This is a genomic window from Pseudomonas sp. LBUM1652 (genome assembly GCF_059716105.1).
The window spans coordinates 1,641,793-1,655,523 of record NZ_CP166804.1; the positions used below are offsets into that span (position 1 = coordinate 1,641,793).

Here is a 13,731-nt window from a genome sequence, read left to right on the forward strand (position 1 = left end):
ATCAGCCTCTTAGCGGGTGCCGCGACGGCTCATGAACGCCAGGCGCTCAAGCAATTGCACGTCCTGTTCGTTCTTTACCAAAGCCCCTGCCAGCGGCGGAATTGCCTTGGTCGGATCGCGTTCGCGCAGCACCGCTTCGCCGATATTGTCGGCCATCAGCAGCTTCAGCCAGTCGACCAGTTCCGAGGTCGACGGCTTCTTCTTCAAACCAGGTACTTTGCGCACGTCGAAGAACACGTCCAGCGCTTCGCTGACCAGATCCTTCTTGATGTCCGGATAGTGAACATCGACGATTTTTTGCAGCGTGTTGCGGTCGGGGAAGGCGATGTAGTGGAAGAAGCAGCGGCGCAGGAAGGCGTCCGGCAGCTCTTTCTCGTTGTTGGAGGTAATGATGATGATCGGGCGCTTCTTGGCCTTGATGGTCTCGTCGATCTCGTAAACGTAGAACTCCATCTTGTCGAGTTCTTGCAGCAGGTCGTTAGGGAACTCGATGTCGGCCTTGTCGATTTCGTCGATCAGCAGGATGACTCGCTCTTCGGACTCGAAAGCCTCCCAGAGCTTGCCTTTCTTCAGGTAGTTGCGCACGTCGTGGACTTTTTCTGTGCCCAACTGCGAGTCGCGCAGACGGCTGACGGCGTCGTACTCGTACAGGCCCTGATGCGCCTTGGTGGTGGACTTGATGTGCCAGGTGATCAACCGGGCGTTGAACGATTCGGCCAGTTGCTCGGCGAGCATGGTCTTGCCAGTGCCCGGTTCGCCCTTGACCAGCAGCGGCCGCTCCAGGGTGATGGCGGCGTTGACCGCCAGCTTCAGGTCATCGGTGGCGACGTAGGCCTGGGTGCCTTCGAACTTCATCTGCTAATCCTCGAACGGTAACGCCGACCTGAACGGGCAGGGCGGGGGCGAAATAATCGGATGCACCGACTATAACGCGCAGCCCGGTCGACTGTGAACGCAGACGGCTTATTCAGTCTCTGAATGGGGCGTCACATGTTGACTCGGTTTCGGCCGATACCCTTCATCGGGAGGTGCTGGCGCAAAGCCTTAACCCTCATCCGGCTTCGGCCGCTCATACCGCGCATTGAAAGCCTGAACAAATCCATTGCGCAAAATCTGCAAAAACGCTTCGAACCCGTTGATATTTTGCTGGTGCACGTTACCGCTGAGTTGCACGCGGGTAGCGAACTGGTTTTTGACCTGGTTTTTCAACACGGTTTCGGTACCGCCGACCAGTGCTTCCCAGACCGAGCGGAACAGACCTTTGTTCTTGTTTTCAACGTCTTGCTGCCAGTCGAACACATCGACATCGCGCAGCAACGGTTTGATGTAACCGGTCACTTTGGCTTTTTCGGCTTTTGCTTCAATCACCACGTCGCCATGCCCGGCGTTGAAGTCGAACTTGCCATAAGCCGAGGCGAAATCATTCATGCGCTTGAGCTCGATGTCTTTTGCGCGAAGTCGAAACTCGAAGTCTTCGAAGTTGCTCAGCGGATCGAAGGTCGCGGTGGTTTCCAGAGGGGCGTGGCCCAACAACAAAGCTTTGCCTTCGAAACGTGCATCGCGTTTGCCCTCTTTGTCGACCACGTTGGTCAAGTTGTAGATGCTGGCGTCGACGTTGGTGGCGTTCATGTTGACGGGCGGTTTGGAGTTGAAATTGCGGAATGTGACGCGGCCATCGTGGATCTGGACTTCATCGAGGGTAATCGGCAGCAACTTGCCCAGTTGCTCGCGCCAGTCAGTGCCCTGACCGGTCTGGGAATTCTGCTTGTTGGCCCCACCGTCGACGAAATTCACTTCCGGTTTGATGAACTGCACCTGCGCTACCACCGCTCGCTCGTACCACAACGAGTGCCAGCTCACCGACAAGTCAATCACCGGTGCGTTGACGAACGGTACCGGCACCTTGCCGTCGACCTTTACGATCTTCAGGCCGTTGATTTTGTAGGCGCCGCGCCACAGCGCCAGATCGACATCGGTGATCTGCCCACGGTAGTCACCCATGTTCGCCATTCTGTCGTTCAGATAATCACGCACCACGTACGGCAGGGCGATGTGAAGTGCAATCAACAGCACGACAACCCCAGCGAAAATCCATAACGGCCAGCTATAACGACGCTTCATGGTGCCAATTCCCGAACGATGTAAACGGTTGACTGCCTGCTGCCGCAGACGTTCGACCCGACTGGACTGTAACGGGCAACAGGCATACCTTGGAGCGCTAAATTCAACGCTGCACAAGGACCCAGCCATGAGCCGCATCTTTGCTGACAACGCCCATTCCATCGGCAACACGCCGCTGGTGCAGATCAACCGTATCGCCCCGCGTGGCGTGACCATTCTGGCCAAGATCGAGGGGCGCAACCCCGGTTATTCGGTCAAGTGCCGAATAGGCGCCAACATGATCTGGGACGCCGAAAGCAGCGGCAAACTCAAGCCAGGCATGACCATCGTCGAGCCGACGTCGGGCAATACCGGCATCGGCCTGGCCTTCGTCGCCGCCGCGCGTGGCTACAAGTTGATGCTGACCATGCCCGCCTCGATGAGCATTGAGCGTCGCAAAGTACTCAAGGCGCTGGGCGCCGAACTGGTGCTGACCGAGCCGGCCAAAGGCATGAAAGGCGCGATCGAGAAGGCCGCCGAGATTGTTGCCAGTGATACAGGCAAATACTTCATGCCGGCACAGTTCGATAACCCGGCCAACCCGGCCATCCACGAAAAAACCACCGGCCCGGAAATCTGGAATGACACCGACGGTGCAGTGGATGTGCTGGTGGCTGGCGTCGGCACCGGCGGAACCATCACCGGCGTTTCGCGGTATATCAAGAATACCCAGGGTAAACCGATTATTTCGGTGGCCGTGGAGCCTGCCTCGTCGCCAGTGATTACTCAGGCACGGGCTGGCGAAGAGATCAAGCCGAGCCCGCACAAGATTCAAGGCATTGGTGCCGGTTTCGTGCCGAAAAACCTTGATATGTCGATGGTCGACCGGGTCGAGCAGGTCACCGACGAAGAGTCCAAGGCCATGGCCCTGCGCCTGATGCAGGAAGAAGGGATTTTGTGCGGTATTTCCTGCGGTGCGGCAATGGCGGTGGCGGTGCGTCTGGCCGAGACACCTGAGATGCAGGGCAAGACCATCGTGGTGATTCTGCCGGACTCCGGTGAGCGTTATCTGTCGAGCATGCTATTCAGCGATCTGTTCACCGAGCAGGAGAACCAGCAGTAATCGAGTTGATTCAGGTCAGCCGGGGTTCAGGATGCTTATGTTAATAAATGCTTTGTTGCGCAATTCTTAACACTGAATCTTGGGTTGAACGGGTTTTGCCCCGGGCCAGGAGTGTTTATCATGGCCGGCTGCCATGCCGGGTAAAGGGCGTTGCGCAGTGTTGTTTTTATTCCAAGGAGTTGTTGATGACCTTTTCGTTTGCCGCCAAGGCTTCGGTATTGCTGCTGTTTCTGGGCAGCACGCTCTATGTGCATTTGCGCGGCAAGGCGCGTTTGCCGGTATTGCGTCAGTTCGTCAACCACTCGGCGCTGTTCGCCCCCTACAACGCCTTGATGTACCTGTTCTCCGCTGTACCGTCCAAGCCGTATCTGGATCGCAGCAAATTCCCGGAACTGGATGTGCTGCGCGATAACTGGGAAGTCATTCGCGACGAAGCGATGCACCTGTTCGACGAGGGTTACATCCGCGCCGCCGAGAAGAACAACGACGCCGGTTTCGGCTCGTTCTTCAAGAAGGGCTGGAAGCGTTTCTACCTCAAGTGGTACGACAAACCTCTGCCATCGGCCGAAACCCTGTGCCCGAAAACCGTGGCACTGGTCAGTACCATTCCGAACGTTAAAGGCGCGATGTTTGCGCTGCTGCCGGGCGGCAGTCACCTCAATCCGCACCGCGATCCGTTTGCCGGTTCCCTGCGTTATCACCTCGGCCTGTCGACACCGAACTCCGATGACTGCCGGATCTTCGTCGATGGTCAGGTCTACGCCTGGCGCGACGGTGAAGACGTGATGTTCGACGAGACCTACGTGCACTGGGTCAAGAACGAAACCGACAAGACGCGCGTCATCCTGTTCTGCGACATCGAACGTCCGCTGAGCAACCGGCTGATGACCCGAATCAACCGCTTCATCAGCGGCTGGCTCGGCCGGGCAACCGCACCACAGAACCTTGATGACGAACGCGTCGGTGGCATCAACCAGGCTTACGCCTGGAGCAAGAACTTCAGCGACAAGTTCAGCGGCGTGGTCAAACAGTGGAAACGCCGTAATCCGAAAGCCTACCGTGTGCTGCGGCCGGTGTTGGCGGTGGTGGTCTTGACGTTGCTCGGGTATTGGCTGTTTGGTTGAGACCGAACCGGAAATGAAAAACCGCTTCTTGTGAGCGGTTTTTTATTGCCTGCGATTCAGCGCCGTCCAGCGAGAACGTTGGGTTCATCCACGTCAATGCCATCGACCAGAACTTGCAGAAATCCCAAGCCATTGCAATCTGTGTCCCACGCTGGTTATAGTCGCCGCTCGTGAATCAGGTGATTCACGTTCCAAACCCTTCAAAAAAGATCTGCCCCAATGCCTGTATCCCTCATCAACGCGGTAGTCGATTCAGCGGTCAACGCTGGCGTCGTGCCGTGCGGGAATCAGCAGCCCGGGCAGATCAGTCATTACCCCCCACCTGTCAGTAGCACGCCGGTGTGCGCAGTCGTATCACCGCCGGGCGTTGGCGTATCGGGCTGATCGGCATTTTCTGCTGACCCCCTTGCCCGCCTGAAAAACCTACTGAATTTCAGCTTCGGCTGAGTTGGCTATTGGCCTGACTACAGGTGGTATTCATGTTTGTCCTTTCGAAAAAATCCGCGCTCGCGGCGACGTCCACGAGCCTGTTCGTTCTGCTGTGGAGCAGCGGGGCGATCTTCTCCAAATGGGGCCTGGCCCACGCGTCACCGTTTGCCTTTCTGTTGATTCGCTTTGCCATCGCCCTGTGCGGCCTGGTGCTGCTGATTCCTTTACTCAAATTGAAACTGCCCAAGGGCGGCAGGCCGATGCTGTTTGCGATTGCCACCGGTGTGGTGTTGTTGGGGGCTTATCAGATTTTCTATCTGCTGGCCCTCAACACCAAAGTCACGCCGGGGGTGATGGCGACCATCATGGGCGTGCAACCGATTCTCACGGTGGTGTTGATGGAGCGGCAGCGCTCGGCCAGCCGGATGTTTGGGCTGGCGCTGGGGTTGGCCGGTCTGATCATGGTGGTGTATCAGGGGATCGGTCTGGCCGGGATGTCGTGGGCGGGGATGCTGTTCGGTCTGCTGGCGCTGGCGAGCATGACGCTCGGTTCAATCATGCAGAAGCGCATCACCGACAATCCCCTCGGCACGCTGCCGGTGCAGTATCTGGCGGGGCTGTTGTTGTGCGGGATCTTTGTGCCGTTCCAGCCGTTTCATTTCGAGCACAGTGTGGGCTTCATCGTGCCGGTGTTGTGGATGGGCCTGGTGGTGTCAGTTCTGGCGACGCTGTTGCTGTATCGCCTGATCGCGCGGGGCAATCTGGTGAATGTCACCAGCCTGTTTTATCTGGTGCCGGCGGTGACTGCAGTGATGGACTATCTGTTTTTCGGCAACAGACTGGCGACGTTGAGCATGTTCGGCATGCTGTTGATCATCATCGGTCTGGCGTTCGTCTTCCGTAAAACAGCTTAAACCGCAAAAGGCCCGGAGCCTGTCTCCGGGCCTTTTTTCATTTGCTCAATGCATGTTCGGCCCGCACCGAGTTCATGAACGCCTGCATCGCCGAGGACTGAATCCGGTGGCGTCGGGTAATCAGACCGAACGGTGGCAGTCGCGCTTCAAACTTGATCGGCAGCACCGCCAGCAGGTCGCGGCCGGGATAGTCCTCGACCACCGACACCGGTGTTACGCCGAGCATGTCGGTCTGCTGGATCAATGACAGCAAGGTCATGATCGAGGTGGTTTCGACGATGCTGCTGGGGATGTCGACCCGGGCGTTGTGGAACACCTGATTGATGATCGCGCGCATCGGACTCGGTTGCTGTTGCAGCACCCAGGTCATGTTTTGCAATTCTGCCCAGCTGAGGTTTTTCTCTTTCGCCAGCGGGTTCTGCGCGCCGGCAATCACGCACAAGGCTTCTTCGCCGAGACTGTCGAAGAGCAACTCTTCGGCCCGCGCTCCGGCGGGTATTCGCCCCAGCACGATGTCCAGTTGATCCTGCAACAGCGCCTGCACCAACACGTCGCTGGTGTCGACTTGAATGCTCATTGATAACCGTGGATGGCTTTGCTTCAAGGTCGCGATAGTCCGCGTCAGCAACCCCGAGGCCAGCGCCGGAATAGCCCCGACCGCGACCCTTCCGAGATTGCCCGATTCCAGCGCCACCAACTCTTCGCGCATGCCGCTGAGTTCGGCGAAGACCATGCGCGCGTAATAGATCACCGTCTCGCCGAAGGGCGTCGAGCGCATGCCCCGGGGCAAGCGCTCGAACAGTTCGACGCCGAGCAAATCCTCGGCCTCGTGGAGCATTTTGGTCGCCGCCGGTTGAGTCATGCCGATGTGGTCGGCGGCGCGGCGCAGCGAGCCGAATTCCTGCAACGCCAGCATCAGCCGCAACTGGCGCAGACGCAGGCGGCTGTGGATCACGTTGGCATCAGGAATTCGGGTCATGGGCCGTGCTCGCGAAAAAGACAGGTGGCCAGCCTGACAACAAATGTCAGGCAGTGCCAGTCCTGTGTCACAGCACCGATTTTGGCTTGGCCCCATGGGCCTTGCGCAAACCGACCATGACTTGCAGCGCCTTGGAGATCAGTGGCCAGAACAACATCAGCAACGCCGCCGTGGTCAGGCTGCCCACCAACGGGTTGGACCAGAAGATGCCCAAGTGCCCGTCGGAGAACAGCATCGACTGGCGGAACGCGTCTTCGGCCTTGTCACCCAGCACGGCGGCAAGCACCAGCGGCGCGATCGGGTAGCCGAGTTTCTTGAACAGATAACCCAGCGCGCCGAAGCCGAGCATCAGCACCACGTCGACGAACGAGTTGTGCACCGAGTAGGCACCGATGGCGCAGACCATGATGATGATCGGCGCAATGATCGAGAACGGAATGCGCAGGATCGAGGCGAACAACGGTACGGTGGCCAGCACGACGATCAGGCTTACGACGTTGCCCAGATACATGCTGGCGATCAGGCCCCAGACAAAATCGTGCTGCTCGACAAACAGGGTAGGGCCGGGGTGCAGGCCCCAGATCATCAAGCCGCCGAGCATTACCGCTGCGGTGGCCGAACCGGGAATGCCCAGGGTCAACATCGGCAGCAGGGCGCTGGTGCCGGCGGAGTGGTCGGCGGTTTCCGGGGCGATCACGCCTTCCAGTTCACCCTTGCCGAAGTTGTCGCGGTTCTTCGAGAAGCGCCGCGCCAGGCTGTAGCTCATGAACGACGCCGCCGTCGGCCCGCCCGGGGTGATGCCCATCCAGCAACCGACCAACGTGCTACGCACAATGGTCAGCCAGTAACGCGGCAGTTTCGCCCAGGTGCGCAGGATCACCATCGGCGTGATGCGCGCATGTTCACCGCGAAACACCAGGCCTTCTTCCACTGTGCAGAGGATTTCACCGATGCCGAACAGACCGATCACGGCCACTTCGAAGCTGATGCCGGTCATCAACGCGGGCTGATCGAAGGTCAGGCGCAGGTTGCCGGATACAGTGTCCATGCCCACCGCCGCCATGGCGAAACCGATCATCATCGCCACCACGGTTTTCAGCGGTGGGTTCTTGCTCATGCCAATGAACGTGCAGAAGGCCAACAGGTACACCGCAAAGAATTCCGGTGAGCTGAAGGACATGGCGAACGCGGCGATCTTGGTCGACAGGAACGTCAGCAACAACACGCCGGCCAGTGCGCCAATCAGCGCCGAACTGAACGCGGCGGTGAGGGCTTCGGCGGCGCGGCCTTCACGGGCCATCGGGTAGCCGTCGAAGGTGGTCGCCACGGATGACGGCTCACCAGGGATGTTGAACAGAATCGAGGTGATCGACCCGCCGAACAACGCCCCCCAATACATGCACGACAACAGGATAATCGCCGACACCGGCGACATGGTGAAGGTCAGAGGCAGCAGCAACGCCACGCCGTTGGGGGCGCCGAGGCCGGGCAACACACCGACCAGAATGCCCAGCAGCACGCCGATCACCATCAGGCCGATGTGGCCCGGGGTCATGATCAGGTTCATGCCTTGCATCAGGGAATCGAATTCGCTCATTTGAAGTTTCTCCCGGCGAGGGCAATCCAGTCGCCCATCGGGCCGGCATCCAGCGGCACCTTGAACCACAGCGCGAAGATCAGATAGCTGGCGAGCACCGCACCGAGCGAGACGCTGCCGATCATCCATTTGCCATAGGGTTTTACGCGTACTTTGTCGCGCCACATGAACCAGGCAATGAACGCCGCCGAGGCCACGTAGATACCGGTGAACGGCATGGCCGCGACGAACAGGGCAATCGGCAGGAACACCGAGAACACTTGCCGAAACGCGCTGCGGCTGACGAACGCAATGCTCATGGCCTGCCAGCGCACCACGGTCAGAATGCCGTTGGCCACGCTCGCGCCACTGAGCATCAGGCCGATGTAGAAGGGGAAGTAACCCGGCTCAGGCCCGGCGTCACCCCAGCCGATGCCTTGTTCAAGGCTGCCGTACATCACCACCGCGCCGATCAGCGTGGTGAACAGGGTCAGGCCGAGTTCGACCCAACGGGTGCTGACCAGCGCCGGTGAATCCGAAGAATGGGACATGAAACACCTCCAGCAGGTGACGGCCGCACCTTATCGGGCGGCCGTGGACGACCTCAGTTTTTCAGCCAGCCGGCTTCCTTGAACACCGGCGTGACACGGGCGGTGTCTTGCTCGATGTACGCGGTCAGCGGCTCGCCTTCGAGGAAGGTCGGCACCAGCGCGTTCTGTTTCACGTAGGCCTGAAACTCGGGGGTCTGGGTGACTTTGCGCATCAGCTCGACATAGAACGCGCGCTGTTCGGCGGTGACATCGCCCGGCATGAACACGGTGCGCGGAAAGCGATATTGATCGATGCCCAGGCCTTGTTCGTGGCAGGTCGGTACATCCGCCCAGGATTTGTCGCCAGCCACTTTTTCGGTGTAGGCCATGCGCTCTTTACTGAACACGCACAGCGGCTCGATCTGATCGCCACGCCATTGGCTGATGCTTTCGCTGGGATTGTTGACGTTGGCGGCGATGTGCTTGCCGGCCAGTTGCGTGGCGGCTTCGCTGCCACTCTTGAACGGGATGTACACCAGTTTGCTGTTGTTGGTCTGGTTGAGCAGCAGGGTCAGGGTCTGGTCGACGTCCTTGGACTGGCTGCCGCCCATGCGCAGTTTCGACGGATCGGTTTTCACCGCCTCATAGAAGCCCTTGGCGTCTTTCCACGGCGCGTCCTTGTAGCTCCAGAGAATGAAGTCATCCTCGGCAACGGCGGCCACCGGGGTCAGTTCCTGCCATTGGTAACCGAGCTTGGACACCAGCGGCAGCAGGTAGATGTTGTTGGTGCCGATCACCAGTTTTTCCGGATCGCCCTTGTTCATCTTCAGATCAAGAAACGCTTCAGCGCCGTTGCCGCCGCCCTTGTTGAGGACGATGGTGTTGACCTCAAGGAACTTGTGGGTGGTGATGATCGACTGGATCAGACGACCGAGCTGGTCGGTGCCGCCACCGGGGCCGCCGGCGACGACGATCTCGACGTTCTTGTCCGGTTGCCAGGCGTGGGCGAGGGAGGGGAGGACACCGGCCGCGAGCAGGGTACAACCCAGCAGCAGACGGGAGGTGCGACGGACGAATGCAGTACGCATGGGAGGCCTCATTCTTGTAGTTGTTATGAGTGACTTGTCTGCGCTCGAAAGCCGCAAGCCTGGCCTGAGTGTGGGAAGGTATGACGGCGGCGTCTACTCAAAACAAAACATACACCGATAGCCTGGGGTTATCGCTCGGGCGCCAATCAATTACCCAAACGTGGGGCAGACTTTGCCGTAGAGCGTTTCAGGCGCACATTCATCGTCATGGCTGGCGATGTAAGCGTGATGAAAGATCGGCATGGCATAACCCGAGGCTATCGCCTGATTTCAAGTTTTGATTAGACGGTTATCGCCGGGCCTTCGATAGTGCCCTCCGGATGCCGCGAAACAGCGGCGTGGCGACACCCACAAAAATAATAAAACGAGGTACGCACCATGGCTCGTCCCAGTGCTTCCCTGCACCTGCCTGTCGCAGGCGCCCTCCCGACGGCAGCGGCGGCTGCGCTGACCGCCAGCACCACGGCCAGCAACGTGCGCTGGCGGATCTTTGCGATTGTCTTCGCCCTGACCATGGTCAACCTGATCGACCGCGTGTCGCTGTCGATTGCGATGCCGACCATCGCTACCGAATTTTCCCTATCACCGAGCCTGCAAGGCTTGATCCTCAGCAGTTTCTTTTGGGCCTATGCGTTGTTGCAGATCCCCGGCGGCTGGCTGATCGACCGTTACGGGCCGCGCCGGGTCATCACTTGGTCGACCGGTTTGTGGGGCACCTTTCAGGTGTTGGCGGCATTCGCCACCGGCGGCCTGTCGCTGCTGTTCGCCCGAGTCGCTTTGGGCGCGGCGGAAGCGCCACTGTTTCCGTCCGGCGGCAAACTGATTTCCCTGTGGCTCGCCCCCGGCGAGCGCAGTCGCGGCGCGGTGTTGATGGACAGCGGCAGCCCCTTGGGCGTGGCGTTGGGCGGTTTGATCATCGCTTACCTGATTGCCTCGCTGAACTCCTGGCGCCTGGCGTTTGTGATTGCCGGTATCGCCACTTTGGTGTTGGCGTGGCTGGCCTGGCGTTATCTGCGCGACGATCCGGCCTGCCACCCGCAAGTGAATGCGGCGGAGCTGGAAAAGATCAACGCCGGCCGCGCCACGCCTGCCGCCGAGGCAGCGCGGGCACCGGTCAAGGGTCTGGGCATTGCCGCACGTTCACTCAGTGGTTTGCTGATCGGCCGGGCCAGTTGGGCGATGGTTTATTTCGGCCTGCTGACCTGGGGGCCGACCTACCTGTCCCAAGCGCGCGGCTTCGATATCAAGGGCATTGGTTTCGCCACGTTTGTGATCTTTGTCTGCGGCGCGCTCGGCTCACTCACGGGTGGTTTTCTCTGCGACGGGCTGATTCGCAAAGGCGTCAGCCGTGGTGTGGCGGTCAAGAGTCTGTTGGCTTTTTCCGGGCTGGTGGCGCTGGGCGCGTTCCTGCTGCTGCCGACCTTGAGCAACCCTTTTGCGGCCGTGGCGCTGTTGGCCATGACCGCGTTTTTCCTGATGTGGGGCAGCCTCTACTGGAGCTTCCCGGCGCTGCTCGCGGCACCGGCGCGGGTCGGCCTGATCGGCGGAGTGATGAACATGGCCGGCAGTGTCGGCGGGATTACCGTGCCGATTCTGGTCGGCGTGATCCTGCAGATGGCCGGCGGTTTCGCTCCGGTACTCGGTTTCTTCGCGGCGTGTTCGGCGGTGTTTGTGCTGGCCACGCTGTTCATTGCACTGGACGAGGTGCGCCATGACTGAGCAGAACCGCCCACTGTGGGATGGCCCGATCATCGACGCCCATCATCATTTCTGGGACCCGGCGATCAACGATCACCCGTGGCTCGCGCCCGAGGCCAACATCCCGTTTCGCTATGGTGATTACAGCGCGATCAAGCGCCGCTATTTTCCCGAGGATTACTTCGCCGACGCGGCGCAGCATCAAGTGGTGCAAACCGTCTACATCGAGACCGAATGGAACCCGCAGGACCCGATCGGCGAGACCCGCTTCATCGAACAACTGGCCGCCCGTTATGGCGTGCCGAATGCGGTGGTGGCCCAAGCCTGGCTTGATCATCCGGACGCAATCGATGTGCTCACCGAACAGGCGCGCTTCAAGCATGTGCGCAGCGTGCGGCACAAACCCGGAGGGCCGACATCACCCACGCAAGTCGGGCGTTCGCGCAGCCTGATGAGCGACGAGCATTGGCGCCGCAGTTACGCCGCGCTGCAAGGTTTGGGGCTGCACTTCGATTTGCAGACACCGTGGTGGAACCTGCCGGAAGCCGAGCGGCTGGCCCGGGATTTCCCCGACACCACGCTGATTCTCAACCACGCCGGCCTGCCCAGCGACCGCAGCGCCGAAGGTTTGGCCGGTTGGCGCACAGCCATGGCGCGACTGGCCGAGTACCCGAACGTGCAGGTGAAGATTTCCGGTCTCGGTCAGGCCGGTCGTTCATGGCGGGCCATCGATAACGCGTGGATCGTGCGCGAGATCATCGCCATGTTCGGCAGCACGCGGGCGATGTTTGCCAGTAACTTCCCGGTCGACAGCCTGTGCGGCTCGTTCGACAGCATTTACAGCGGTTTCAAACACATCGTCGCCGATCTGCCGCAGGCCGATCAGCAATGTCTGTTCTACAGCAACGCGCAGCGGGTTTACCGCTGCGAACCTGGTGTCCTTGAGCGCGCCGGGTCTGAGCCTTTGAGGAGTCAAGCATGAACAAAACCACGATCGCCATGGTACTCGGTGACCCGGCGGGCATTGGCCCGGAACTGATTGCGCGGCTGCTCGGCGAGCCGCAAGTACGCGCACAGGCGCAGGTGATTCTGATTGCCGATGAAGCCGAGATGCAGCGCGGCATGCGCATCGCTGGCGTCGAGTTTCCCTATCGCCGGATCGAGTCGCTGGAGCAACTGGATTTTGCCGATGACACGCCACTGTTCTACAACGTGCGCGGCGATACCGTGGGCGAGTTTCCCCGCAGTGAAGCCAGTGCAATCGGCGGCCGCTACAGCCTCGATACGCTGGAAATCGCCCTGCGTCTGACCCAGGCTGGCACCACCGATGCGGTGCTGTTCGGGCCGTTGAACAAAACCTCGCTGCACATGGCCGGCATGGCCCACAGCGACGAGCTGCATTGGTTCGCCGAGTTGCTGGATTTCCATGGTCCGTTCTGCGAATTCAACGTGCTCGACAACCTGTGGACGTCACGGGTGACGTCACACGTGGCGCTGGCCGATGTGCCGGGGCTGCTCAGTCAGGAGCGGGTAGGCGAGGCGATCCGCCTGATCGACACCGCGCTCAAACGCAACGGACTGGAGAAACCGCGCATCGGCGTGTGTGGCCTCAACCCGCACAACGGCGACAACGGCTCGTTCGGTCGCGAAGAGCTGGACATCATCGGCCCGGCAGTGCGTACGGCACAGGCCGAGGGCATTGCGGCGGAAGGGCCTTATCCGGGCGACACGATTTTCCTTAAGGTGCAGGGCGATGCCAGCGCATTTGATGCGGTCGTCACCATGTATCACGACCAGGGCCAGATCGCGATCAAGCTGATGGGCTTCTCCCGTGGGGTGACGGTGCAGGGCGGCTTGCCGATCCCGATCACCACGCCAGCGCATGGCACCGCGTTTGATATTGCGGGGCAGGGTAAAGCCAACGTCGGCGCGATTCGCCAGGCGTTCGAAATTGCCTGTCGGATGGGTGCCAACAGCTACTAGTAACATCAGAAGCAAAAGATCGCAGCCTGCGGCAGCTCCTACAGGGGATCTCATTCACCTGTAGGAGCTGCCGCAGGCTGCGATCTTTTTTGTTTTTTATCCGATAACCCTATCTGCCCATAAATCGCTTGATGCGATCACCGCAGGTTATCGCCGGATACGCATAAGTGATTATCCGGCAGCCCTT

At 60.0% G+C, this 13,731-nt stretch carries 12 protein-coding genes; 6 read left to right on the top strand and 6 right to left on the bottom strand.

Translation table 11 applies throughout. From position 1 onward, the window contains the following. Nucleotides 1-9 precede the first annotated feature (9 nt). Nucleotides 10-855, bottom strand: a complete 846-nt coding sequence (locus ACA069_RS07500) for an AAA family ATPase (RefSeq protein WP_489878441.1) — start codon at nt 853-855, stop codon at nt 10-12. A 189-nt stretch (nt 856-1,044) separates the two neighbouring features. Beyond that, nucleotides 1,045-2,121 (bottom strand): DUF748 domain-containing protein, encoded by a 1,077-nt coding sequence (locus tag ACA069_RS07505; RefSeq protein WP_497616912.1) that lies wholly within the window; start codon nt 2,119-2,121, stop codon nt 1,045-1,047. Between the two features lie 127 nt (nt 2,122-2,248). Between ACA069_RS07505 and cysK the strand changes: the two genes are divergently transcribed. The 3 genes from cysK (at nt 2,249) to ACA069_RS07520 (ending at nt 5,690) form a co-directional block, all read left to right on the top strand. Then, a complete protein-coding gene (gene cysK, locus ACA069_RS07510; RefSeq protein WP_401266540.1) occupies nt 2,249-3,223 on the top strand; it encodes a cysteine synthase A in 975 nt (324 codons plus the stop codon). A gap of 185 nt (nt 3,224-3,408) precedes the next feature. Continuing rightward, a complete protein-coding gene (locus ACA069_RS07515; protein WP_497616915.1) occupies nt 3,409-4,347 on the top strand; it encodes an aspartyl/asparaginyl beta-hydroxylase domain-containing protein in 939 nt (312 codons plus the stop codon). 479 nt (nt 4,348-4,826) lie between these two features. After that, the gene (locus tag ACA069_RS07520) at nt 4,827-5,690 is read left to right on the top strand and encodes a DMT family transporter (protein ID WP_497616917.1); all 864 of its coding nucleotides are present in this window, start codon (nt 4,827-4,829) and stop codon (nt 5,688-5,690) included. Nucleotides 5,691-5,727: 37 nt separating this feature from the next. On the opposite strand, the gene ACA069_RS07525 is transcribed toward ACA069_RS07520, so the two are convergent. The 4 genes from ACA069_RS07525 to ACA069_RS07540 all read right to left on the bottom strand — a co-directional run bounded on the left by ACA069_RS07525 (nt 5,728) and on the right by ACA069_RS07540 (nt 9,863). Continuing rightward, on the bottom strand, nt 5,728-6,669 hold the full coding sequence (locus ACA069_RS07525; protein WP_095187746.1) for a LysR family transcriptional regulator: 942 nt from the start codon (nt 6,667-6,669) through the stop codon (nt 5,728-5,730). 67 nt (nt 6,670-6,736) lie between these two features. Next, nucleotides 6,737-8,266 carry a tripartite tricarboxylate transporter permease gene (locus ACA069_RS07530; protein WP_497616918.1) on the bottom strand — a complete coding sequence of 510 codons (1,530 nt, stop codon included), beginning with the start codon at nt 8,264-8,266 and terminating at the stop codon, nt 6,737-6,739. Beyond that, nucleotides 8,263-8,796 (bottom strand): tripartite tricarboxylate transporter TctB family protein, encoded by a 534-nt coding sequence (locus ACA069_RS07535; RefSeq protein ID WP_401266548.1) that lies wholly within the window; start codon nt 8,794-8,796, stop codon nt 8,263-8,265. Before ACA069_RS07535 ends, ACA069_RS07530 begins: the two co-directional genes overlap by 4 nt. Before the next feature lie 53 nt (nt 8,797-8,849). Beyond that, on the bottom strand, nt 8,850-9,863 hold the full coding sequence (locus ACA069_RS07540) for a Bug family tripartite tricarboxylate transporter substrate binding protein (RefSeq protein WP_497616920.1): 1,014 nt from the start codon (nt 9,861-9,863) through the stop codon (nt 8,850-8,852). A gap of 378 nt (nt 9,864-10,241) precedes the next feature. Here ACA069_RS07540 and ACA069_RS07545 point away from each other — a divergent pair, with 378 nt between their 5' ends. The 3 genes from ACA069_RS07545 to ACA069_RS07555 are packed head-to-tail and all read left to right on the top strand — an operon-like array spanning nt 10,242 to nt 13,544. Beyond that, nucleotides 10,242-11,582 (top strand): MFS transporter, encoded by a 1,341-nt coding sequence (locus ACA069_RS07545; protein WP_401266552.1) that lies wholly within the window; start codon nt 10,242-10,244, stop codon nt 11,580-11,582. Next, the gene (locus ACA069_RS07550) at nt 11,575-12,543 is read left to right on the top strand and encodes an amidohydrolase family protein (protein WP_497616923.1); all 969 of its coding nucleotides are present in this window, start codon (nt 11,575-11,577) and stop codon (nt 12,541-12,543) included. The genes ACA069_RS07545 and ACA069_RS07550 overlap by 8 nt, the downstream gene beginning before the upstream one ends. Next, nucleotides 12,540-13,544, top strand: coding sequence for a 4-hydroxythreonine-4-phosphate dehydrogenase PdxA (locus tag ACA069_RS07555; RefSeq protein ID WP_497616924.1), 1,005 nt, complete (start codon nt 12,540-12,542; stop codon nt 13,542-13,544). Before ACA069_RS07550 ends, ACA069_RS07555 begins: the two co-directional genes overlap by 4 nt. Nucleotides 13,545-13,731 lie beyond the last annotated feature (187 nt).